The 20,804-nt window shown below is 57.3% G+C and carries 23 protein-coding genes; 2 read left to right on the forward strand and 21 right to left on the reverse strand.

What is annotated here, in order from left to right:
• Positions 1 to 32: 32 nt before the first annotated feature.
• From hpnE to HMPREF2796_RS05615, 20 genes are all read right to left on the reverse strand, one after another.
• Positions 33 to 1,352, reverse strand: coding sequence for a hydroxysqualene dehydroxylase HpnE (hpnE, locus tag HMPREF2796_RS05520; RefSeq protein WP_070631597.1), 1,320 nt, complete (start codon positions 1,350 to 1,352; stop codon positions 33 to 35).
• Positions 1,349 to 2,200: a presqualene diphosphate synthase HpnD gene (gene hpnD, locus HMPREF2796_RS05525; protein WP_070631599.1), complete on the reverse strand. Its 852-nt coding sequence runs from the start codon at positions 2,198 to 2,200 to the stop codon at positions 1,349 to 1,351. Before hpnD ends, hpnE begins: the two co-directional genes overlap by 4 nt.
• Positions 2,197 to 2,718 (reverse strand): hypothetical protein, encoded by a 522-nt coding sequence (locus tag HMPREF2796_RS05530; RefSeq protein ID WP_070631600.1) that lies wholly within the window; start codon positions 2,716 to 2,718, stop codon positions 2,197 to 2,199. Before HMPREF2796_RS05530 ends, hpnD begins: the two co-directional genes overlap by 4 nt.
• A gap of 155 nt (positions 2,719 to 2,873) precedes the next feature.
• A complete protein-coding gene (locus tag HMPREF2796_RS05535; protein ID WP_070631601.1) occupies positions 2,874 to 3,722 on the reverse strand; it encodes a DUF2262 domain-containing protein in 849 nt (282 codons plus the stop codon).
• Between the two features lie 311 nt (positions 3,723 to 4,033).
• Positions 4,034 to 5,557: an amidophosphoribosyltransferase gene (purF, locus tag HMPREF2796_RS05540; protein WP_070631602.1), complete on the reverse strand. Its 1,524-nt coding sequence runs from the start codon at positions 5,555 to 5,557 to the stop codon at positions 4,034 to 4,036.
• Positions 5,558 to 5,561: 4 nt separating this feature from the next.
• Positions 5,562 to 6,068 carry a CvpA family protein gene (locus HMPREF2796_RS05545; protein ID WP_070631604.1) on the reverse strand — a complete coding sequence of 169 codons (507 nt, stop codon included), beginning with the start codon at positions 6,066 to 6,068 and terminating at the stop codon, positions 5,562 to 5,564.
• Complete coding sequence (locus tag HMPREF2796_RS05550) at positions 6,068 to 7,159, reverse strand: SPOR domain-containing protein (RefSeq protein WP_070631606.1); 1,092 nt, start codon at positions 7,157 to 7,159, stop codon at positions 6,068 to 6,070. Before HMPREF2796_RS05550 ends, HMPREF2796_RS05545 begins: the two co-directional genes overlap by 1 nt.
• Positions 7,160 to 7,165: 6 nt before the next feature.
• Positions 7,166 to 8,473: a bifunctional tetrahydrofolate synthase/dihydrofolate synthase gene (folC, locus tag HMPREF2796_RS05555; protein ID WP_070631608.1), complete on the reverse strand. Its 1,308-nt coding sequence runs from the start codon at positions 8,471 to 8,473 to the stop codon at positions 7,166 to 7,168.
• 251 nt (positions 8,474 to 8,724) lie between these two features.
• Positions 8,725 to 9,129, reverse strand: coding sequence for a DUF302 domain-containing protein (locus HMPREF2796_RS05560; protein WP_070631610.1), 405 nt, complete (start codon positions 9,127 to 9,129; stop codon positions 8,725 to 8,727).
• A 62-nt stretch (positions 9,130 to 9,191) separates the two neighbouring features.
• On the reverse strand, positions 9,192 to 9,635 hold the full coding sequence (locus HMPREF2796_RS05565) for a protein YgfX (RefSeq protein WP_141749164.1): 444 nt from the start codon (positions 9,633 to 9,635) through the stop codon (positions 9,192 to 9,194).
• Positions 9,636 to 9,640: 5 nt separating this feature from the next.
• Entirely contained in the window at positions 9,641 to 9,997 is a 357-nt protein-coding gene (locus HMPREF2796_RS05570; protein WP_003824038.1) for a hypothetical protein, read from the reverse strand.
• Positions 9,998 to 10,201: 204 nt separating this feature from the next.
• Positions 10,202 to 10,975 carry an exodeoxyribonuclease III gene (locus HMPREF2796_RS05575; RefSeq protein ID WP_070631614.1) on the reverse strand — a complete coding sequence of 258 codons (774 nt, stop codon included), beginning with the start codon at positions 10,973 to 10,975 and terminating at the stop codon, positions 10,202 to 10,204.
• 58 nt (positions 10,976 to 11,033) lie between these two features.
• Positions 11,034 to 11,354, reverse strand: a complete 321-nt coding sequence (locus HMPREF2796_RS05580) for a hypothetical protein (protein WP_003824036.1) — start codon at positions 11,352 to 11,354, stop codon at positions 11,034 to 11,036.
• A gap of 28 nt (positions 11,355 to 11,382) precedes the next feature.
• Positions 11,383 to 11,853, reverse strand: a complete 471-nt coding sequence (locus tag HMPREF2796_RS05585) for a type IV pilin protein (protein WP_023887300.1) — start codon at positions 11,851 to 11,853, stop codon at positions 11,383 to 11,385.
• Between the two features lie 67 nt (positions 11,854 to 11,920).
• Positions 11,921 to 12,313 carry a type IV pilin protein gene (locus HMPREF2796_RS11685; RefSeq protein WP_070631616.1) on the reverse strand — a complete coding sequence of 131 codons (393 nt, stop codon included), beginning with the start codon at positions 12,311 to 12,313 and terminating at the stop codon, positions 11,921 to 11,923.
• An 88-nt stretch (positions 12,314 to 12,401) separates the two neighbouring features.
• On the reverse strand, positions 12,402 to 13,133 hold the full coding sequence (gene pdxJ / locus HMPREF2796_RS05595; protein ID WP_049258967.1) for a pyridoxine 5'-phosphate synthase: 732 nt from the start codon (positions 13,131 to 13,133) through the stop codon (positions 12,402 to 12,404).
• Positions 13,134 to 13,230: 97 nt separating this feature from the next.
• Positions 13,231 to 14,460, reverse strand: a complete 1,230-nt coding sequence (locus tag HMPREF2796_RS05600; protein ID WP_070631618.1) for a DUF711 family protein — start codon at positions 14,458 to 14,460, stop codon at positions 13,231 to 13,233.
• Positions 14,461 to 14,501: 41 nt separating this feature from the next.
• Positions 14,502 to 15,242, reverse strand: coding sequence for a DNA repair protein RecO (gene recO, locus HMPREF2796_RS05605; RefSeq protein WP_070631620.1), 741 nt, complete (start codon positions 15,240 to 15,242; stop codon positions 14,502 to 14,504).
• Between the two features lie 68 nt (positions 15,243 to 15,310).
• Positions 15,311 to 16,288 (reverse strand): pseudouridine synthase, encoded by a 978-nt coding sequence (locus HMPREF2796_RS05610; protein ID WP_070631622.1) that lies wholly within the window; start codon positions 16,286 to 16,288, stop codon positions 15,311 to 15,313.
• A 589-nt stretch (positions 16,289 to 16,877) separates the two neighbouring features.
• Positions 16,878 to 18,173 (reverse strand): DEAD/DEAH box helicase, encoded by a 1,296-nt coding sequence (locus tag HMPREF2796_RS05615; protein WP_070631624.1) that lies wholly within the window; start codon positions 18,171 to 18,173, stop codon positions 16,878 to 16,880.
• A 596-nt stretch (positions 18,174 to 18,769) separates the two neighbouring features.
• Between HMPREF2796_RS05615 and HMPREF2796_RS05620 the strand changes: the two genes are divergently transcribed.
• The gene (locus tag HMPREF2796_RS05620; protein WP_070631625.1) at positions 18,770 to 19,714 is read left to right on the forward strand and encodes a class I SAM-dependent methyltransferase; all 945 of its coding nucleotides are present in this window, start codon (positions 18,770 to 18,772) and stop codon (positions 19,712 to 19,714) included.
• 63 nt (positions 19,715 to 19,777) lie between these two features.
• Positions 19,778 to 20,344, forward strand: coding sequence for a hypothetical protein (locus HMPREF2796_RS05625; protein ID WP_070631627.1), 567 nt, complete (start codon positions 19,778 to 19,780; stop codon positions 20,342 to 20,344).
• A gap of 67 nt (positions 20,345 to 20,411) precedes the next feature.
• On the opposite strand, the gene cyaY is transcribed toward HMPREF2796_RS05625, so the two are convergent.
• Positions 20,412 to 20,735 (reverse strand): iron donor protein CyaY, encoded by a 324-nt coding sequence (cyaY, locus tag HMPREF2796_RS05630; protein ID WP_070631739.1) that lies wholly within the window; start codon positions 20,733 to 20,735, stop codon positions 20,412 to 20,414.
• Positions 20,736 to 20,804: the final 69 nt, after the last annotated feature.

The following is a 20,804-nucleotide window of genomic DNA, read 5'->3' on the forward strand; positions in this document are numbered from 1 at the left end:
GGCTACCTGAAAAGTTTCAGGTAGCCTTTTGTTTAAATAGCATGGTTTTTAGTCAGCTTGCTCCCCCCCGCATCTTTCAACAACAAAGCTGCAGCCTGCCGACCGCTTTGCACGGCGGCTTCCAGCGTGGCGGGATAGCACGGGTGCAGATAATCGCCAGCGAGGTAGATATGTTGATGGCGCAGCCAGGCGGTGGGGATGGCAGGGTTATCGGTGCGGCTGGCGGCGGTGGCGCGTTTTTCGGTGATGACCTGGGCATCAGCGGGGCGCGGCAGGTGCGGGCAGATGCGCCGCAAATCCTGGTGCACGCGCGTTATCCACTCTTCGCGGCCGAGTTTGCCGTATTGGTCGGACAGGGAAATCACGGCGGATACTTCGCCGCGCCCGAGGCCGAGCGCATCGCGGTCGACAAACCATTGCGCCGTGCCTTCGGCCAGGCCGGTAATCGGCGTGGGCAGCCCGGGCGCAACGGGATAACGCAGATACACGGTGGTAATGGCGTGGTAGGCCAAAGCATCCAGCGCAGCGGCAATCTCAGGCGGGGCGGCCTCGGGCAGCAGGGGCGGCACATGATAGGGCGCAACGGCCAACACGGCGGCATCGAAGGTTTCGCCGTTCACCAACAGGCTACCTGAAAGCGTTTGTTCAATCTGCGGCACGCGCGTTTCTAGCCGGATTTGTGCGCCGTATTTTTGCAGGCGGCGGCACACCGGCTCGGCAAACAGCCGCCCCAAATCCTGCTTGGGCAGCAAGAAATCGCTGGCCGCGCGCTCCGCCCACACGCCGTCGCGCAGCACGTTTTGCAGGCGTTGCAGCGAAGCCTGCTCCAAAGCAGTGTTCATCGCGCCCCACACCAAGGGCTGCCAAAACTGCTGCTGCAAACGGTGCGACACCTGCTGCCGCCGCAGCCAAGCAGCCACGGGAATGTCTTCCGTCAAGCGCAGGCTCTGCAAGGCGCGCATCTGGCGCAGCAGCGCCGTTTTCTCGCCCCAACCGATGCCGCGTGCGCCCAGCACGCCGAAAAGCAAATGCAGCGGCGCACTCAGACGGCGGGCGGCAAATTGCAGGCCGTCGGCCAAATGCCATTGCAGCGGCAGGCGCAAAAACGCCTCTTCTTCGCGCACGCCGCAGCGCGCCAGCACATCCAACACCTGCCGATACGCGCCCACCAAAATATGCTGGCCGTTGTCGGCATGGGCAAAACCGCTGCCGCCGCCCAACGCGCGGGCGCGGCCGCCGCACTGCCGCCCGGCCTCAAACAGGGTGGTTTGCGCCCGGCCGCACAGCGCTTCCGCCGCCGAAAGCCCGGCCCAGCCTCCGCCGATAACCGCCACACGCGGCGCGGCGCTCACGGCTTAAACCCCAAGAGCCAGGTTTTCAGGGCAATCCGTGCCTTGCGCGGCTTCGGAATCGCCAGCTTGTAGCGCAGCACATTGGCCGCGCCGTCGCGCTCGATTTCGTTTAAGAGCGCGTAGTAGATGGCGGCCATCACCAGCCCGGCCTTCTGGCCGCGCCGTTCGGCAGCAGGCAGTATGGCCACGGCTTCGCGGTAGGTTTGGCGGGCACGGGCTACCTGAAAAGCCATCAGTTCGGCAAACTCTTGGCTGTTTCGGCGTTGCAGCAAATCGGCGGCGGGCACGTTGAAGCGCTGCAAATCTTCCACCGGCAGGTAAATCCGCCCGGCCACCGCGTCTTCGCCCACATCGCGGATGATGTTGGTGAGCTGCAGGGCCAAGCCCATTTTGTCGGCATAATCCAGCACGGCGGCATCTTGGAAACCGAGGATGCGGGCAATCAGCCGCCCCACCACCCCGGCCACGCGCTGGCAGTATTGCTGCAAGGCGGCGAAATCGGCATAACGCGCCGGGGTCAAATCCATTTCCACGCCGTCAATCACGGCGGCCAATTCGTTTTCAGGTAGCCCGTAGGCCGGCGCCACTTCGCGCATGGCCTGATTGACCGGATGCTCCGGCAAGGCCGCGCCGTGAAACACCTTGGCCGCATCCTGCCGCCACCAGGCCAGCGTTTGCGCCGCCACGGCCGGGTCGGCACAGTCGTCCGCCACGTCATCGAGCTCGCGGCAATAGGCATACAGCACCGTCATGGCACGGCGTTTTTCCGGCAGCAGAAAGCGGAAACCGGCCAGAAAACTGGAGCCGCTCTCTTCGGCTTTTTGGTGGCAGTAGTCGTATGGGGTCATGATTTTTGAATTTTGATAATGGTGGTCGGGGCGGCTTCGCGGAAATAGGTTTCCGGCACGCGCAGGTAAAGATAGAGGATGACGGCGCTGAAGCAGAGCATATCTAGCCATGGAATGAAGAAAGGCCTGTTACCGAAAATCGTAGAGCCAAAAATGTCCCTCTCCACCCAAACGATTAACTGGCTGCCGACCAGCCACCCAAAATGCAGCAGGCCTCCGCACAAAAATACCACACGCGCCCATTTATGGCGATGCCACAATCCCGCTGCACATAACGATATCCCAACCGACACCGCAAACGGTTCAATCATCCCGAGGATGAAATGGATGAATACGATTCTCGGGCTGATCCTGTACACTTCAAGCATCCCCCATTTAAATCCCTCCCAACTACCGGCCAAATTGCCCATCGCAATAATCATCAGCAGCGGCCAGGCAATACCATACGCCAGCAGCAGCGGGCACAGGATGGCCAAGCCCAAAGGGCGCGGCGAGGGGGTTGGGGAAGCAGTATCCATCTGTCGGATTCCTTGGTTATCGGGGAAATCATCCGGCTGCCTAAACAGTCCAAGTACTATTTTCCATTTTGCCGTAGCTGATATTTTTCAGGTAGCCTCAAAAGGGCGGAGAGGCTACCTGAAAATCCTCATCAGCCCGTAATCAAACAGCATATTCAGCCCGCAATATACGCATCATCCGGCTCGCCATCTTGCCCGCCTTCCACCAGAATCACATGCCCGAAAAACAAATCTCCGTCATCGTAGTAGGCCGTGAACCCGTTTTCCTGCAATGCGAGCTCGGACAATTCAATACAACGCGCAAACGCTTCGGCATCCAAGCTTTCCGGCGGCACGGCCGGCTCGTCGGTTTCCCCTTGCCAGTTTATCGCGTCTTCCAGCAGCTGTTCGGCAGCAAAACTGCGCCAACGGCGGTCGAATTCAGCAGCTTGGCTATGCAGGCGGCGCAATAGGGCGAGGGATTGATTAGCGCTTTCTTCATGACCGGCATCGGCATCAAGCAAGATATGCACTTCCTGACCCAGCCAATCGGCATGGCCTTCAAAGCTGGCAAAATCGCGGTTGAGGGTAAATTGGCCGATGCCTGGCTCGTTCAACACCACCGGCGTCAGATAATGCTCCAGCTCGGCCTGCAAGGCGGGCGAATCCGGGGTTTCTTCCAAGATTTCCAACAGCATAAAGCAAGGCATGGAAAAGTCTCGGTCTGCACGCTGCGGCCGCACGCGCAGGCGGTAGATGCAGTTGGGGCGCAGGAAGAAGCGATAGTGTTCGGGGGCGGTGCTTTCCACCAGCCATTCGAGCCGCACGGTTTGTCGGTGGCATTGGCCGGCGGCATCGATATAGGCGGCACAATGGCGGCTGGCCGTCCACAACACATCGCGCCCGCCCTTGCCCGCACCACCGCCGCTACTGCTGTCGGTAAGCACCAAGATTTCCTGCTCCTGCGGCTGGTAGAGCTGATCGAAGGTTTGCTGCTCTTGGCAGATACGTTTTTTGTTACTCATCACTTGGTCTCCTGAGGCAAAGGCTACCTGAAAATGGGGTTTTAACGAAGTGGGACGATGTCTGAACCTAGCTAAGACTGCTTTGTGGCGCGATATAGCGGATTAACAAAATTGGCACAAGGCGGCAAGCCACAAGTAATACAGACATCCGGCCAGGCAAGCCAGCGCTGTACCGATTTTTGTTAGTTCCCGATAACAGACGTATTATCCGGTTTTCAGGTAGCCTGTTCATCTGATGGCAAGGCTACCTGAAACCGCCCTACCCCGCCAAACCAAAGAAGCCGGCCTCGAAAGCCGGCTTCCGCCATTTATTATTCCCGTAGCGAATCTACACGGATGCTGTGTTCCATCTGGCCGGCAGGGGCTGTGCTGCTGCCTTTTGGGCGATCGGAAAGGCGTTTCAGGTAGCCTTCGTCGATGTCGCCGGTGGCGTAGCAGCCGTTGAAGCAGGAGCTGTCGAAGCCTTCGATGGCGGGGTTGAGCGCGCGCACCACGTTTTCCAAGTCGTCCAAATCTTGGAACACCACACCGTCGGCAGAAATTTCGGCGGCAATTTGCTCGGCGCTGCGGCCGTTGGCAATCAATTCGGCGCGGGTGGGCATGTCGATGCCGTACACATTGGGGTAGCGCACTTCGGGGGCGGCAGAGGCGAAATACACTTTTCGTGCCCCGGCGGCGCGCACCATTTCCACAATCTCGCGGCTGGTAGTGCCGCGCACGATGGAGTCGTCCACCAGCAGGATGGATTTGCCGGCAAATTCGCTGTCGATGGGGTTGAGCTTTTGACGCACGGATTTTTTTCGCGTGGCTTGGCCGGGCATGATGAAGGTGCGGCCGATGTAACGGTTTTTGATGAGGCCTTCGCGGTAGGGTTTACCCAGGTGCATGGCCAGCTGCAAGGCGCTTGGGCGGCTGGTATCTGGGATGGGCATCACCACGTCGATTTCGTCTGCCGGCAGGCTACGTTTCACTTTTTCAGCCAGGGTTACGCCCATATCGAGCCGCGCTTGGTACACCGATACGCCGTTCATCACGGAATCGGGGCGGGCAAAATACACGTATTCAAACAGGCAGGGCAAAAGGCGCGGCGCTTCAGCGCATTGGCGGCTGTGGAATTCGCCGTTAAAGCCGATAAACACAGCTTCGCCCGGCGCAATATCGCGCACCAATTCATAGCCTAGGCCGGGGAAAACGATGGATTCGGAAGACACCATATAAGCGGTACGCCCTGCTTCGTCGGTAGATTTACCCAACACCAGCGGGCGGATGCCGTGCGGATCGCGGAAGGCGAGCATACCGTAGCCGGCAATCAGCGCCACCACCCCGTATGCGCCGCGCACTTGGCGGTTGAGCGCAGCCACGGCATCAAACACATCGCTCACTTCCAGCTTGCTGCGGCTGCCGATCACGTGCTGCAACTCGCTGGCCAACACGTTGAGCAGCACTTCGGAATCGGAGCCGGTGTTGATGTGGCGCAGGTAGCGGCGGCACAAATTAGCCTCAAGCTCTTCGGGGTTGGTTAGGTTGCCGTTGTGCGCCAGCACGATGCCGAAGGGCGAATTCACATAAAATGGCTGCGCTTCAGCACTGCTGCCTGCGTTGCCGGCGGTGGGATAGCGCACATGGGCGATGCCAGCGTTGCCCACCAGGTTGCGCATATCGCGCGTGCGGAACACATCGCGCACCATGCCGGTGTCTTTATGCATATGGAGCATCTCACCCTCGGCGGTGACGATGCCCGCCGCATCCTGTCCGCGGTGCTGCAACACCTGCAATCCGTCATACAGTAACTGATTCACCGGCTCAAAGGCCACCATACCCAACACGCCACACATAAATTCACTCCCCCGGCGCTTGCCGGTAATCGACACGATCCGCCATAAACGGCGGCAGATACGGCACGGCCAATTGGGCCAAGCCCTCGAAAACAAATGCGGTTTGCGAATGCCGCCACTCTTCGCTCTTTGGCAAATCGGTAAACGCGCAGGCCAGCACCACCAATGTTACCGCCAGCACCCCCTTCACCGTGCCGAACACGCCGCCGAGCAGGCGGTTTGCCCCGCCCAACCCGGCCGCACCGGCAGACGAAGTGAGCAAGGTTTGCAACAGGCGGAACAGCAGCCGCGCCAGCAGAAACACACCGATAAACGCTGCTACCACCGCCAGCGCATGTGGCTTGAGGCTACCTGAAAGCCAGTCGCCCACCGATGGAGCAAGCAGCTTGGCCGCCAGCAGCGAGCCCAGCCAAGAAACCAAGCCCACCAATTCGGCCACCACGCCGCGAAACAGCGAAATCAGGGTAAACGCCGCAATCACCAGCAGCGCAAGATAGTCAAACAAAGTCATCAGCGCTCCAGCAGGATGCCGTCCAGCCCCTGCGATTTAATTTTGCCCATTGCCTGGCCGGCGGCCTGGCGGTTGGGATAAGAGCCGGTGCGCACGCGGTAGAGTGCGTTGCCGCCTTTGTTGGCCGGCGGCGCCACATAGGCGCTCACGCCCGCATCGGCCAGCCGTTTTTGCACGGCGCGTGCCTGCTCTTCGGTGGTGTAAGCACCCACCTGAATCACCATGCGCCGCTCCGCCTGGGCAGGTTGATTGTCGGTAGCTTTGCCGTTGCCGGCCACATGGTTGGCAGCGCGGTTGTTCAAAATATCTTCCGGCGAGAGGCGGTTGCTGTTTGGCTTACGTTCCTGCCGACGTTCAGCTGGGCGTTCGGCTGGGCGGCGGCGCTCAGCTGGTTTCTGTTCGGTCGGCTTCGGTTCGGCCGGTTTGCTTTCGGCACGGCGCTCATTCGGCTGCACGGCAGGCGTTTGCGGTTTCACGCCCTCGGCGCGGCGCGGGGTTTCCGGTACGGCAGGTTTGGCCTGCGGCTGGGCTGCCGGTTTATTGTTTTCCGCCGGTTGCGTGCGCGGCTCGGCAGGCACCGGCTTGGCTTCTACACGCAGCTGCGGCACAGGCTTGCTTTCCGCCCGCACCGGCGGCGCAGCCGGGCGGCTTGGTGGTGGATTGGCCGCATTGCCGGAGTTGGCCAGCGGATTAGGCAACACCGTGGTGCGCGCCTCCACCGGCTTGGCCGGTTGCACGGGCTGCGGCGCAGGCGGAGCAGGCTCCACAACCACCTCTTCCGGCTCAACAACCGGCGCCGACACAGGCTGCGGCTGCATTTCCACCGCAGTGTCGGCACCGGTCGGCACTTCGGCCACCGGCTCGGGCAGCGGCTGGGTTTCCACCACCATGGAAGCGGCAGTTTCGCTGCCGCCGCTCACGGTGATTTCGCCCGGCGCAGCAGTATTTTGACTGCTGCCCATCACTTTGGCCAGCAGCAGCGCCACCACCGTAGTGAGCAGCAGCGCGCCCACCAAGCGGCGGCGGTTTTTGCGCTTAATCTGCTCGTATTCTTCCAGATGGCGCCAATTGGGGTTGGACTGGGGGGGCATAATTCCTTATTCCTGTTGCGGTGCGCCCATCACTTCGGCCACCGTGTGAAACGAACCAAATACTACGATTCTATCATTTTCCCCCGCCTCCGATAAGGCGGCACGATAGGCCTCGCCCACACTGGCAAACAGGCGAACATTGGCCGCTCCCGCCGCTTCCAGATGCTGCTGCAATGCTTCCGCCGAGAGGCCGCGCGGCAGCGGCAGCGAGGCAACCAGCCATTCGTCGAACTGGTCTTGCAGCAGGGAAACCACAGTGTCGATATCTTTATCGGCCAACATGCTGAACACCGCCAGCCGTTTTTCGGCAAACGGCAGCGCCATCAGGCTGCGACGCAAAGCACGGGCGGCGTGCGGATTATGGCCGACATCCAATATGGTGAGCGGGCGGCCGGGCAACACCTGGAAACGGCCGGGGTGGCTCACCAGCAACAGCCCGCGTTTGATCGCGCCGATATCCACCGGCAGCCGCGCATTCAGGCATTCGAGCACGGCCAGCGCGCAGGTGGCATTGCCCAGCTGGTAGCCGCCGCGCAGGGCGGGGAAAGGCAGCGCGTTGCGGTTGCGGCTACCTGAAAACAGGCGGCTGTGTTCGGGATGAAAGTGAAACGACCATTGCTGCTGCTCCAGCTTGCTGAAGCCGAAATCGCGCCCGGCCAGCAAGAGGTCGGCGCCGATGGCTTCGGCGTGGCGGCGCAACGATTCGGGTGGCGGGTTTTGGGCGCAGACAGCAGGTTTGCCCGCGCGGAATACGCCCGCCTTTTCAAAGGCCACCTGCTCCACTGTGTCGCCTAAAAAGGCTTGGTGATCCAAATCCACCGACGTTACCACCGATACGTCACCGTCAAAAATATTCACCGCGTCTAACCGGCCGCCGAGCCCGACTTCCAGAATCATCACCTCGGCTTCGGCGCGCTGGAAAATATCCACGGCGGCCAAGGTGTTGAACTCGAAATAAGTGAGTGCGGTATCGCCGCGTACGGCCTCGATGCGCTCGAAAGAGGCGGCAATGGTTTCATCGGCAGCGGGCTGACCGTTCACGCAGATGCGCTCGTTGTAGCGCAGAATGTGCGGGCTGGTGAGCATGCCGGTTTTGAACCCGGCGGCACGGTAGATGCTTTCCAAAAAGGCGCACACCGAGCCTTTGCCGTTGGTGCCGGCCACCACGATCACGGGGCATTTCGGCTGCAAACCCATCCGCTCTTTCACCGCGAGCACGCGCTCCAAGCCTAAATCAATGCTGCCGTGGCTGTGGGCGGTGCCGCCGGTATAGGCGGTTTCGAGGTGGGCAAGCCATTGGGATAGTGTTTTCATTTGTTCAACCTTGTTTGAGGGCTACCTGAAAATGCCAAACGGGCTTTCAGGTAGCCTGTATGCCGGTACGGGCGGCTTGGCAAAGGCTAGCTGAAAATAACAGTATCGGTCGGCATTACCGTGCCAAGCGCTTGCTGACCCGGATTTTGAACGGTGCTTTCAGGTAACCTGCTTTAACTGACGAAGGCTACCTGAAAACGGTTAAACCTTTTCAGGTAGCCTTTTGCCGCCGCATTATACCGCAGCAGAATTCAGCCCGGCACACTCTCCAGCGCGGCAGCAATCAATGCGCCCGTGGCGGCATCGATTTGCGCAGCGGCAGTTTCGGCCGCATCCAAACCACGCCCCGCCACCAGCGGCAACACGCGGCGGTACAGCACCCGCACGCCGCCGTTTTGTTCGTACACCAACACCTTCAGCGGCAGCTCGGCGGCCAGCAGCAAATCGGCCTGCATCAGCGGCGTGCCCTTGGCCGGATGGCCGACAATCAGCAGGCTGGCAGGCGCCAGCGGCAGGCCGTGTTCGACGGCCAACTTGGAATGCAGGATTTCGGCAAACAGGGTAATCTGCTTGGCGGCAAAAGCCTGTTTCAACACGGCCAGCGTTTCGGCAAAACCGAAACGGCTGGGCAGGATAAGGTGGTTGGGATTGGTCATAGGGTTGAATCCTGTGTGCAATAAAAAACCAATAAAGTATGCTGAGTTGGCGCGGTCGTTTTTTAGCGAGAATCCTGCCTATCCATCGGCTTGCTCCGTTTCTTCCGCGCCTGCCCCCAACGCGCCCACACACGCAGGCGGCGCAATCCTTCGGCATCAGCGGAATCCGGCCACACAGCCTGGTAAATCTGCCGACCGCCGTCGGTTTGCCAGTGCAAGAGTTGCAGCCACGGTAGCACCACACCGCCGCGCAGGGTGGCCGCCACGGCGATTTGCTGCGGCTGCAAAAACAGCACGGCCTCGCCGCCGCTGCCCACTGTGAGGCTACCGATTGGCAACGGCCGTCGCAGAGCATACCAAGCAGCGGAAGCGGTGAGCGCGAGACCGAGTAGGCGCAGCCAGCCGGCGAAATACAGCAGCCAGATAACGGCTAGCCACACCCATGCGGCCAACTGCAGCACACGCTGCAACCGCGAAGGCCGGAAGGCTACCTGAAAAGGCTGCACGGCGGCTACATCATGTTGTCCACCACGGGGCTGACACGGATGTCGTCGTCATCCGTGTCCAACACCATGTCGTGGAATTCGAGATCGAAAAAGCGGGTGAATAGCTCGGGTGTGAGCTCCGGCCATTGCTCCTGCGGCACTTCCCACGAAGCAATCTCGCCGCTGAGCACCTCGCGCCAGCGTTCGCCAAACAGGCCGGCGCTCTCTTCGGGCGTATCGGCCTGCGCCAACAGATACACGCTGCAATTGCTGCGGATTTGGGCAAGGGTAAGGTCGGGCAGGTCGTCGCCGGTGCTTTTGAGCCAGGCGAGGAAGGCTTCGGTGGGCTTCACCACCACAGCGCTGCGGTCTACAAAATACATGGTATTTCCTTGGGTTGGTTTTCGCGGTTTCAGGTAGCCTTTGCAACAATAGTTACAGGCTAGCTGAAAACGTACCGTTTAAAACTATCAAATATTTAATGGAGGTAATCGGCTTTTCAGGTAGCCTGCCGGGCAAGATACAGGCTACCTGAAACAGATTTTCTGAAGTGTCGGATTTCTGAAAAACCTGAACACTGGCATCCGCTACAGCGGATAATCGTAATCCACCACCAGCGGGGCGTGATCGGAGAATTTCTCCTGCTTATAAACATGGGCGGAGCGGGCGCGCTCGGCCAGAGCGGAAGTGGCCATTTGGTAGTCGATACGCCAGCCCACGTCTTTGGCATAGGCCTGGCCGCGCTGGCTCCACCAGGTGTAGCCGGGCGTTTCGGGATAAAGCGTGCGCCAAATATCCACCCAGCCCAGTTCGGCAATCACTTTGCCGATCCACTCGCGCTCCTCAGGCAAGAAGCCGGAGTTTTTCAGATTGCCTTTCCAGTTTTTTAAGTCGATGTTTTGGTGTGCGATATTCCAATCGCCGCAGATCACGATATCGCGGCCTTGGGTTTTCAGCTCACGCAGCATCGGGTAGAAGGCTTCTAGGAAACGGAACTTCACCTGCTGACGCTCTTCCGAACTGCTGCCGGAAGGCAGGTAGAGCGAAATCACCGACAAATTGCCGAAATCGGCCTGCACGAAGCGGCCTTCGGCATCGAATTCGGCAATCCCCATACCAGTTTGCACGCAGTCTGGTTCGCGTTTGCTATACAGCGCCACACCAGAATAGCCGCGCTTTTCGGCGCAGTGCCAAACGCCGTGCATACCATGCGGGGCTCTCATGCTGCCGTCCAAATCGGCTTCTTGAGCCTTGAGCTCCTGCACGCAGACGATATCCGCGCCGCTCGCGGCCAGGTATTCATAGAAGCCTTTTTTATAGGCAGAACGGATGCCGTTTACATTGGCAGAAATGATGCGCATGGGTTTTCCAAATAAGGTTATTGTTTGATTATACAGGGAAGAAGGCTACCTGAAATGTTCAGGTAGCCTGTTTAGCCAGCGTTTGACGCCACACCAAATAATCACGTAACGGTGGCATGGGCGGGTTGATGCAATGCGGGCAAATGCCGGTTACATCTTCATCATCGAACTCTTGATGGAAGGCATCCGGATCGAAACGGGACTGCTGCATCACTGCCTGCACCAGTGCCTGCTGCTGCACCACGTCAAATTCGTAACCACTCAAAATTTCAGCCAGCAGATCAGTTTCTGCCGGACTGAAAGAGGCGATATTGTTTTGAATCATGCGTGCGTAATCGGCATTCTGAATTTTTTGTTGTAATAAAAGAGTAATGCTCATCAAAATTTGAATTTTAATTAAATAAAAACTAATGCAATAATTCGCATTCTTGGTCGATATTATTACCGCCGGAAAACACTTCTTTATTATCGCAACGGCTGCGGCTGCTTTGGCAAATCCGTACCGTTTGGTCTTGGTTAATCAATAAAACCCGTGGCTCTTTATTCACATCAAAAGCCACGGCTTTAATTGTATATTTATCTCCCAACACCCCGCGCGCATTGCCTTGAAATTTAATACAGAAATGCTGCGTTTGGCTAACCGCCAACGCCGGCCAAGTGGTGGAAGTGGCTTTAAACGTACGGTTTCGTGCATAAAACCGCTCCATCGCTCGGCTATTTTCCAATAAAGCAGCATTGGCCTCTTCTAAACGGGATTTACGCACAAACGATTGGTATGAAGGATACGCAATGGCCGCCAAAATCGCCACTATGGCAATAATGATCATCAGCTCCATCAGCGTGAAGCCGCGTTTGGTGGAAACAGATAAGCCGTTCATGCTGCTACTCCTTAGACAAGTAACGGAGTGTACAGTATAAACGGCTTCAAAAATGAATGGAAGCTCTTTAGTATTGCTCACAATTTTGCATAGTCGCCGCATCGCAACGGCTCAAAATACCTGTGCTGCTATAGTAGAGTGCTTTGGTCTCTTTGGAACTCTTGGGCATAGCAATAATTTCATAACTATCTGCAGTAGGACTATTAGGAGCAAACGAGATCGTAAAATATTCAGTATCAGCAGGATCAGGGGCAGGATGAGCTGGATCAGAAAAGGTTCTATATTTAGTATATAACCGTTCCATATCTCGAGATGTAGTCATGATACTAGTCTTTGCTTCCTCCATATGAACCCTACGCATAAAGATTTCATAACTAGGATACGCCAAAGCAGCCAAAATAGTTATTACTACGACAACAATCATCAACTCTATTAATGTAAACCCTCTTACCTTGCTCATTTACCTTCCCTTTTTATTATTTTCTCGCAATATTAATTACTTGAATTCCAAGCCTACTTTTCAAAAAGTAAATTCAAGAATATTTTTCTCAATCCGGCTGACTCCGAGCCCGATAAATCTCTTCTTTCATTTGCCGTATCGCTTCCGGCAAGCCCAAAAACACGGCTTGCGCAATGAGCGCATGGCCGATATTCAGCTCGCGAATCGGCAAAATCCGTGCTACCGGCGCTACGTTGTGAATCGTCAAACCATGCCCGGCATTAACCACCAAACCCAATTCCGAAGCAAAATATGCCGCTTCTTCCAAGCGCAACAATTCGTTTTGTCGAACGGTATGCGAAGTTGCATCGGCATACGCGCCAGTATGCAACTCAATGGCTTGTGCTCCAACATCACGAGCAGCCTTGATTTGCTGCTCATCCGCATCGATAAACAACGAAACGCGGATGCCGGCAGCATTTAATCGCTGCGTAAACTCCGCTACAGTCTGCTGTTGAGCCAGCACATCCAAGCCGCCTTCGGTGGTTACCTCCTGCCGTTTTTCCGGCACGATGCACACATCTTCCGGCTGCACCTGTAAGGCGTTATCCAACATTTCTGTCGTCAGCGCCATTTCCAAATTCATGCGGGTGCGGATTGCCTGTTTGATGGCGAACACATCTGCATCTTTGATATGGCGGCGATCTTCGCGCAAATGCAAAGTAATTAAATCCGCGCCGTGAGTTTCGGCAACCAAAGCCGCCTCCAACGGACTGGGATAGCGCGTACCGCGCGCATTACGTAAAGTAGCAACGTGGTCGATATTAACGCCCAACAGCATCTTCTTTCCTTTCGGGTATCGAATTTTGCAATTTAGCTTCATGACTCACGCCGCAAAGGTAACTAAGCAACCGGCGTGCCATCTGCACGAAGCCGTTCTAAGGTATTGCCAACACCGCACAATTACACAAGTCATCGCTCTCAAATGCCGTAATCTCGCCCGCCTCCAATCCGGGAACGGGGAACAGGCGTACAGTGAGCGGTTTGTTCAGGCGGAAGGCCATGGTGCCGGTGTCGCACATGATGTCGGCAATTTTCTCCGCCGGAGTGCTACCGGCAATCGGCACGGTATCCAAACCAATACCGCATACGCTACTATAAGTGAGCAGGGAGCGGATATCGAATTGTTGCTTGCGGGTGGCCTCGGCCAAGCCTTCGTCTTCGGTTACCGCCAGCATCAGGCCGGAAAAACCCACGGCCTGCACCCGCTCCAGCGACTTGAACACACGGGTAAGCAGTGCGGATACTTCCACCGTACCGGCTGCGCCGAAATACGACACGCGCATCAGCCGATACAGCTCCACCATTGAAGTACAATTCTTTGACGGCGCAGCCGAAGTATCCATGCCGGCATAAGCCCAACCTGCATCCAAAGGCGTGTCGGCCACACATTGCTGCACACGGTCAATGTGGTATTGCAGCGCCTCGCGCATGGCCGAATAGGCTACCTGAAAATATTTGGCATGCTCTGCCGGCTGATTATTTAATCCACGTAAGGCGGCGGCCAGCAAATCTGGCGTTTCCAAGCCCAACACAATACAGTTGCCCTGCTCTGCGCGGTGGTAGCCGGCGGGGAAATACGGAATCAGCGGCCGGCAATTGAAGTTTACCGTGAAATTGAAATTGCCCTCGCCGCGCGGCGTAATGCGGCCGATTTCCTGCATCGCCGCCACGCACAACTCAATGGTTTGCCTGTCTAAAAAACCATTCTCATCCATGCCCACATTCACACAGGCATTGCACAAATCGCCGTAATCGCGAATCAACTCCGGCAGCAGGACAATTTCGTGCGCACCCACCGCCTCGCCAACAGCAAAACGGATACGCATCGCCTTTCCGTGATTCAATTCCTGCAAAATCTGCTGGATACGAGCCAAACCCTGCTTGGCGGTTTGCGCGTTTTCGGTATCCAAATATTCGCCGAATGGGTTTGACACCAGCCGTACCGACTGCACGGTATAGCCCGCCCGGGCAAACGACTCGGCCAAACGGTCGCATTGGCGCTTGGCTTCCTCCAACACACCAGCCCATAAATTACTATTTTTATTCAAACTGATAAATGCAGTAATCGCCCGCACGCGGCAAAGTTCGGTGTTGTGCAAATCCACTTCGTTTTTCCTCAAAACATGATGTGACTGGAGGATAAAGGCTACCTGAAAGCCTGTATCTGCTGCAACACCTGCCGCGATTTAATCCCTTCCGGCAGGCGGAAATCCAGCAGCAGGCGGGTAATCCGGCGTGCCTGCTGCAAAGCGGAGGTATCGGTAAATTCGCCGTTTTGCAGCTGAATCAACACATCGCCATCTACCGCCACGCCAGGCTGCACTTCTGCCGGCGTCAGGCTATGCCGTTGCTCCAACGGCAGTACCGCATGTTCCGGCTGTAGCCAGTATTGCCGATCGGCTTCCACCGGGCAGCCCGCGCTGTCTTTCTGCAAATCCGGTGCATAGCCTGCTAACGTGAGCAATGTCCACTCAAACCGGCGCAGCACGGCGGCATGATTCGGCTCGGTGCACAAAGTGCGCATCACCTGCCGCAAAGCCTCATACAACGCAGGCTGCGGGTCTTCCCTGGCAGTGAGTTTCTGCACCAATTCATTCACATACAGCCCGCTCAGCAGCGCCCTACCCCGCGGCTGCGGCCAGCCGCCCAGCCATTCGGCGCGATGTAACGTTTTCAGCTCTTCCTTGCCATACCAGGCTACCTGAACCGGCACAAACGGCACCAACACGCCGCGTAATTCGCTCTGCCGTTTGCGCGCGCTGCGCGCCACCACCGCCACCCGCCCATAATCGCGGCTAAACAGCTCCGCCAGCAGGCTGGTTTCGCGCCACGGCGTGGCCGACAACAAAAACGCCGGTTGGGAATCAATGCGGTTGGGCTGCTTCATAACTCGTTAAAGAACAATGGGAAAGCGGCTATTTATTTTTCAGGTAGCCTTTAATCGGCGGCATACCGTCAGCCATGCCGACGGCGGCTGTCCGGCAGCGGCAAATCCGCCCACTTCATCACTGAGGCCACTTCCGCTGCATTCAGCTCATAAAACTGCCCGCGTTTCAAGCGGTTGGGCAAACCAATCGGCCCAAAGCCGGTGCGCACCAAGCGGCTCACGGCAAGGCCGAAATACTCGAAAATGCGGCGCACTTCGCGGTTGCGCCCCTCTTTGAGCACCACATTATACCATTTGTTCACGCCCTCCCCGCCCTGGCTGTGGATGCGCTCCACCCGTGCCAGACCGTCTTCCAGCATCACGCCCTCGCTGGTGAGCAGGCGCATCTTGTCCATGTCCAACTCGCCCAATACGCGCACCGCATACTCGCGCTCCACTTCGAAGCTCGGGTGGGCAAAACGGTTGGCCAGCTCGCCGGAAGTGGTGAGAATCAGCAGGCCGCTGGTATTGATGTCCAAACGGCCGATGGCCACCCAACGGCTGCTCGCCGCCTGCGGCAAGCGGTCGAAAATGCTCACGCGCCCCTGCGGGTCGTCACGCGATACAATCTCACCTTCCTGCTTATAATATAAAATGATACGCGGCAATCGATCCGGCCATTTCAGCTTGATCACGCTACCTTTCACCAACACCTGGTCTTCCGGCTGCACCTTATCGCCCAGCTGCGCCACCTTGCCGTTCACCGTTACCCAACCGTTTTGAATCCACTCCTCCATCTCGCGGCGCGAACCCACGCCCGAAGCGGCCAGTGCCTTTTGCAGGCGCACCGGCTCGATGCCGCTCAAATCGGAACACTGTTCCTGCAAACGGCGCACTTGGCTCTGCACTTTTTGGTTGGCCGGGCGCACTGCCAGCTTTTTTGCTCGCGCCACGCGGGTTTTCGGCGCTTTCTCCGCTTCCGGCCGCTGCTGGCGCTTAGGGCTACCTGAAACTTTTTCATCGGCGCGGCGCGGATTACGTTTATTAGAATCGCGTTGGTTTTTCATATGGTTACACTCCTAACTCGTGATATTCATCAACGGTTCTTCTGCGGCAACAAGCGGCAGGGTTGGGGGAAAGAATGGAATAGGCTACCTGAAAACGAAGCCTCAATGAAGTAAAACAATAGGGCTGCTGCAAAGCGAACATCAGCAACACCATCTGTTTTTCAGGTAGCCCAAACGGTATCGCCGTTCAAAATAGAAACCAGTCCATACCGTGAAAATGAGGTGTTTTAGCCGCGGTTTACGTTTACGGCACAATGTGCCGTAGATTGGCTGTTTTGCAATCTGCTCGAAAAGCGGCGTTTTTGGGTTTGGCTTTAGGCGTCTCCCCGACACAGCGTTCATCTACAGGGAAGCGTTCTCGCTACACCCAAACAAGCCAATTATCTTACTGTAAGCCGGGCAAACAAGCCAATCGTTCGAGCAAACTTAAAGGCTACCTGAAAACAATACGGCAATTTCGTGCCGCTTCCCAATTTTCAGGTAGCCTTTATTCTTTACAGCCGTCTGCTACCGAACCGGCCATAGCTCAAACACTTATTTTCCCCTGCCACGTCGCTTCACCTAACAGGGGAAAAATGGTTCAACCATATCAGGCGCGGCGGCCTTGGGCGGCCGGTTTGCGGGCTTTGCCGCGCGGATTGCCGGCGGGGCGGCTGAAGGGTTTGCCGCTGCCGTTGGGCTTGCGGCCGCCTTTTTGTTTCCAACCGCCGCCTTTGGTTTTGCGCGGGGCTTTGCTGCGCTTGCGGGTGGGCTCCATGCCTTCGATGGTGAACTCGGGCAGCTTGCGGCCGAGGTATTTTTCGATTTTGTGCACCGCCACGTATTCGTTCACTTCGGCAAAAGTAAGGGCAAGGCCGTGGCGGCCGGCGCGGCCGGTGCGGCCGATGCGGTGCACGTAGTCTTCGGCCTGTTTGGGCAGGTCGTAGTTGATCACGTGGGTGATGCTGGGCACATCGATGCCGCGCGCGGCCACATCGGTGGCCACCAGCACTTTGATGCGCCCTTTGCGCAAATCCATCAGCGTGCGGTTGCGCCAGTTTTGCGGCATGTCGCCGTGCAGGCAGTTGGCGGCGAAGCCTTTTTCATAAAGTTCGTCGGCCAGCTGTTCGCTCATGGCTTTGGTGCTGGTGAAGATGATGCACTGGTCGATATTGGCATCGCGCAAAATATGATCGAGCAGGCGGTTTTTGTGGTTTTTATCGTCGCAGTAAAAGAGCTGCTCGTCGATTTTGCCTTGGTTGTCTTCGCGTTCGATTTCAATCACTTCGGGATTTTTAGTGAGCCGGCAGGCGAGTTTGCCCACGGCGCCGTCCCAAGTGGCGGAAAAGAGCAGGGTTTGGCGGCTTTCTGGCGTAGCGGCCACGATGGTTTCGATATCGTCGATAAAGCCCATATCCAGCATGCGGTCGGCTTCATCAAGCACCAGCACTTCAAGGCGGTCGAAATCGATGCGGCCGCTGCGCATGTGGTCCATCAGACGGCCGGGCGTGGCCACCACCAAATCAATCGGCTTGGCCAGCGCTTTGATTTGAAAACCGAAAGACGAGCCGCCCACCAGGGTGACGGTGCGCAGCCATTTCATGTTTTGGGCGTAGATTTTGGCATTTTTCTCCACCTGTGCGGCCAATTCGCGCGTGGGCGTGAGTACGAGAATACGCGGGCCTTTGCCGGGCTTGTCGCTGCGGCGGGTGATGCGCTGCAGACTGGGCAGCAGGAAAGCGGCGGTTTTGCCGGAGCCGGTTTGCGCCGAAGCCATGATGTCGCGGCCATCGATGGCGGCAGGCAGGGCTTGGACTTGAATGGGGGTGGGCTCGATGTAGCCGGCAGAACGCAGGGCGGCGAGCAGGTTTTTATCGTGCAGCAGGTCGCTGAATTGGATGGTCATGTATTTCCAAAAAGGACAACAATACTTTCCGCCCGCACAAAACGGGCAGCCGCGAAGCAAAAGGATGCGCTAACAGAAAGAGGCGGGGTCAGTTCGCTTTCAACACTAGGGCGGGCCGCAAACGGTACAGACAGTACGGCAAGACGGGCTAACGCAGTAAAGAAAGTGAAGGCAACCGCTGGAGGTTACGCAAAAGATTGTCGCAAGCAAAACGCTTGGAGTGGCATCGGCGACAACCTGCGAAGCAGAGAAGGATTGCACGCAAAATGCGGCAAACAGACGCAGCTGTAAAACTGCGGGGGCTGAAGACGATGGCTTCGAACAAAAAGAGGCGGCATCTTAGGCGTTTATCCGAGTTCGGTCAAGCAAAATCTTTGGATTGACACCTATAGTGGATTAACAAAAATCAGGACAAGGCGGCGAGCCGCAGACAGTACAGAATAGTACGGCAAGGCGAGCCAACGCTGTACCGGTTTATGTTAATTCACTATACCTACCGAAAAGGCTACCTGAAAGCCACAGCGGCCCGTTTGGAGCGACGGGGCAATTAACCGTAAAATAGCCGCATTCCTTTTCCACTTTTCAGGTAGCCTCACATGAGCGAAATCACCGCCTTTGCCAACCGGCTGGGCAAAAACGCCAAACACCTCATCAAATGGGCGCGCCGGCAAAACATCGAAGCCTGGCGGCTCTACGACCGCGACATCCCGCAATACCCCTTCGCCATCGACATCTACGGCAACCACGTCCACCTGCAGGAATACGACACCGGCTGGATTATGCAGCACGCCGAATACGAAGCCTGGCTGGCCGAAGTGGTGGAAGCCGTGCAATTTATCACCGGCTTTCCCGCCGGACACATCCACCTCAAACAGCGCAGCCGCCAGCGCGGCAGCAGCCAATACGAAAAAACCGGCCGCAGCGGCGAAGATTTTATCGTGCACGAAAACGGCCGTGCCTTCTGGGTAAACCTCGACAAATACCTCGACACCGGCCTCTTCCTCGACCACCGCAACACCCGCGCCCTAGTGGGCAGCGAAGCCCAAGGCAAACGCTTCCTCAATCTTTTTTCCTACACCGGTAGTTTCAGCGTATATGCCGCCACCGGCGGTGCCGCCAGCAGCGAAACCGTAGATTTGTCCAACACCTATCTGGATTGGGCACGACGCAACTTCGAGCTCAACCATATCAATCCCGAGCAGCACCGCATCATCCGTGCCGACGTCTTCCAATACCTGCAAAACGCCGCCGCCGAAGGCAAACGCTTCGATCTCATCGTGATGGACCCGCCCAGCTTTTCCAACAGCAAAAAGATGCTCGATATCCTCGACATCCAGCGCGACCATCCCCGCCTCATCCGCGAAGCCATGCAGCTGCTCGAGCCCGGCGGCACGCTTTACTTCTCCAACAACCTGCGCAGCTTCGAGCTCGAACCCGCCGTGGCCGAACGCTATGCCGTGGCCGAAATCAGCCGCCAATCCGTGCCCGAAGATTTCCGCAACCGCAAAATCCACCACTGCTGGACAATCAAACACCGCTAAAGCAAAGGCTACCTGAAAACATCCAAACCGTTTTCAGGTAGCCTTTTATATTAAACGTCCCCTATGAACCAATCCGCCATCGATCGCGCAGCCGCCATCCTATTTGCCCTGCTCAGCGCCGCCCTGATTGCCGCTTTTTTTGCCGACAGCCATTTTTTCCATTGGGCATTCGCCCGGCATCATAACCCCCTGAGCTGGTACATCCGCCCGTTGTTCCTCATCCCCTTCTGCCTCGCAGCCTACCACCGCAGCCACGCCGGTATTTGGGCTACCTTGTTGCTGCTGCTCAGCAGTATGTTTTGGTTTCCCCCGCCCGACTATCCAAACGAACGTATCCGGCAGTTCTTGGCCATGGAGCAAAACTTCCTGCTCGGCGGCTGGAATACGGCCAAAGTCTTGGCATCGGGCATGGTTGCCCTGAGCCTGATGCTAATTGCCGCCGCCTTCTGGCAGCGCAAACCGCGCCTCGGGCTGTTCTGCCTAGCCGCAGCTGCCGCAGGCAAAATCCTGTGGAGCATCTGTTACGGCCGGGCGGCAGGCTACGCCGTTATCCTGCCCGCAGCCTTCGGCCTGCTGCTCTGCGCCATTGTTATTGGCATGGTATTGCATAAAATCAAGCGGCAGCCTTAATGAGTAAAGGCTACCTGAAAATCTACAATCGATTTTCAGGTAGCCTTTACCAGGCGTCCGGCTCAAACTACAGCGGCTCAATCTCCACCGTTTCTCCCGCCGCCGCGCCCAGCACTTCGTTCAGCATGGAGAAAAAGCCGCTGCCGTCGCGGGTGGAGCGCCATTCGCCGTCGCGCAGGGCGAAGTGGTAGCCGCCGCTTTTGGCGGCAATCCACAGCTCCTGGTTCGGCGTGTGGCGGTTGACGATAATCTGCGTGCCATTGTCGGCCTCGATGGTGAGCACATTGCCGTTGTGTTCGCAGTCGAAATCGGCACCGCATTGGTCGAGCTGGTCTTCGATGTGGGCAAACAACTGGTCGGAATAGCGCAAAAATTCGGTTTCGTTCACGATGGTTTGTGCACGGCGGCTTTTTTGTTTAAGATGCGCCATCTTGCCACAGCCGCCTGTTTCAGGCAATTT

The sequence above is a fragment of the Eikenella sp. HMSC071B05 genome (assembly GCF_001811325.1).
Classification (GTDB): domain Bacteria; phylum Pseudomonadota; class Gammaproteobacteria; order Burkholderiales; family Neisseriaceae; genus Eikenella; species Eikenella corrodens.

What these genes read in the sequence shown, in the direction of transcription:
- hpnD (WP_070631599.1), bottom strand. Translation starts at nt 2,200, where the DNA reads ATGACCCCATACGACTACTGCCACCAAAAAGCCGAAGAGAGCGGCTCC.
- HMPREF2796_RS05545 (WP_070631604.1), bottom strand. Translation starts at nt 6,068, where the DNA reads ATGACTTTGTTTGACTATCTTGCGCTGCTGGTGATTGCGGCGTTTACC.
- HMPREF2796_RS05610 (WP_070631622.1), bottom strand. Translation starts at nt 16,288, where the DNA reads ATGAAAAACCAACGCGATTCTAATAAACGTAATCCGCGCCGCGCCGAT.
- HMPREF2796_RS05535 (WP_070631601.1), bottom strand. Translation starts at nt 3,722, where the DNA reads ATGAGTAACAAAAAACGTATCTGCCAAGAGCAGCAAACCTTCGATCAG.
- purF (WP_070631602.1), bottom strand. Translation starts at nt 5,557, where the DNA reads ATGTGTGGCGTGTTGGGTATGGTGGCCTTTGAGCCGGTGAATCAGTTA.
- HMPREF2796_RS11685 (WP_070631616.1), bottom strand. Translation starts at nt 12,313, where the DNA reads ATGAGCAAGGTAAGAGGGTTTACATTAATAGAGTTGATGATTGTTGTC.
- HMPREF2796_RS05530 (WP_070631600.1), bottom strand. Translation starts at nt 2,718, where the DNA reads ATGGATACTGCTTCCCCAACCCCCTCGCCGCGCCCTTTGGGCTTGGCC.
- HMPREF2796_RS05580 (WP_003824036.1), bottom strand. Translation starts at nt 11,354, where the DNA reads ATGAGCATTACTCTTTTATTACAACAAAAAATTCAGAATGCCGATTAC.
- recO (WP_070631620.1), bottom strand. Translation starts at nt 15,242, where the DNA reads ATGAAGCAGCCCAACCGCATTGATTCCCAACCGGCGTTTTTGTTGTCG.
- HMPREF2796_RS05570 (WP_003824038.1), bottom strand. Translation starts at nt 9,997, where the DNA reads ATGTATTTTGTAGACCGCAGCGCTGTGGTGGTGAAGCCCACCGAAGCC.
- HMPREF2796_RS05575 (WP_070631614.1), bottom strand. Translation starts at nt 10,975, where the DNA reads ATGCGCATCATTTCTGCCAATGTAAACGGCATCCGTTCTGCCTATAAA.
- HMPREF2796_RS05625 (WP_070631627.1), top strand. Translation starts at nt 19,778, where the DNA reads ATGAACCAATCCGCCATCGATCGCGCAGCCGCCATCCTATTTGCCCTG.
- pdxJ (WP_049258967.1), bottom strand. Translation starts at nt 13,133, where the DNA reads ATGCTGTTGGGCGTTAATATCGACCACGTTGCTACTTTACGTAATGCG.
- folC (WP_070631608.1), bottom strand. Translation starts at nt 8,473, where the DNA reads ATGAAAACACTATCCCAATGGCTTGCCCACCTCGAAACCGCCTATACC.
- HMPREF2796_RS05620 (WP_070631625.1), top strand. Translation starts at nt 18,770, where the DNA reads ATGAGCGAAATCACCGCCTTTGCCAACCGGCTGGGCAAAAACGCCAAA.
- HMPREF2796_RS05560 (WP_070631610.1), bottom strand. Translation starts at nt 9,129, where the DNA reads ATGACCAATCCCAACCACCTTATCCTGCCCAGCCGTTTCGGTTTTGCC.
- HMPREF2796_RS05550 (WP_070631606.1), bottom strand. Translation starts at nt 7,159, where the DNA reads ATGCCCCCCCAGTCCAACCCCAATTGGCGCCATCTGGAAGAATACGAG.
- HMPREF2796_RS05585 (WP_023887300.1), bottom strand. Translation starts at nt 11,853, where the DNA reads ATGAACGGCTTATCTGTTTCCACCAAACGCGGCTTCACGCTGATGGAG.
- HMPREF2796_RS05615 (WP_070631624.1), bottom strand. Translation starts at nt 18,173, where the DNA reads ATGACCATCCAATTCAGCGACCTGCTGCACGATAAAAACCTGCTCGCC.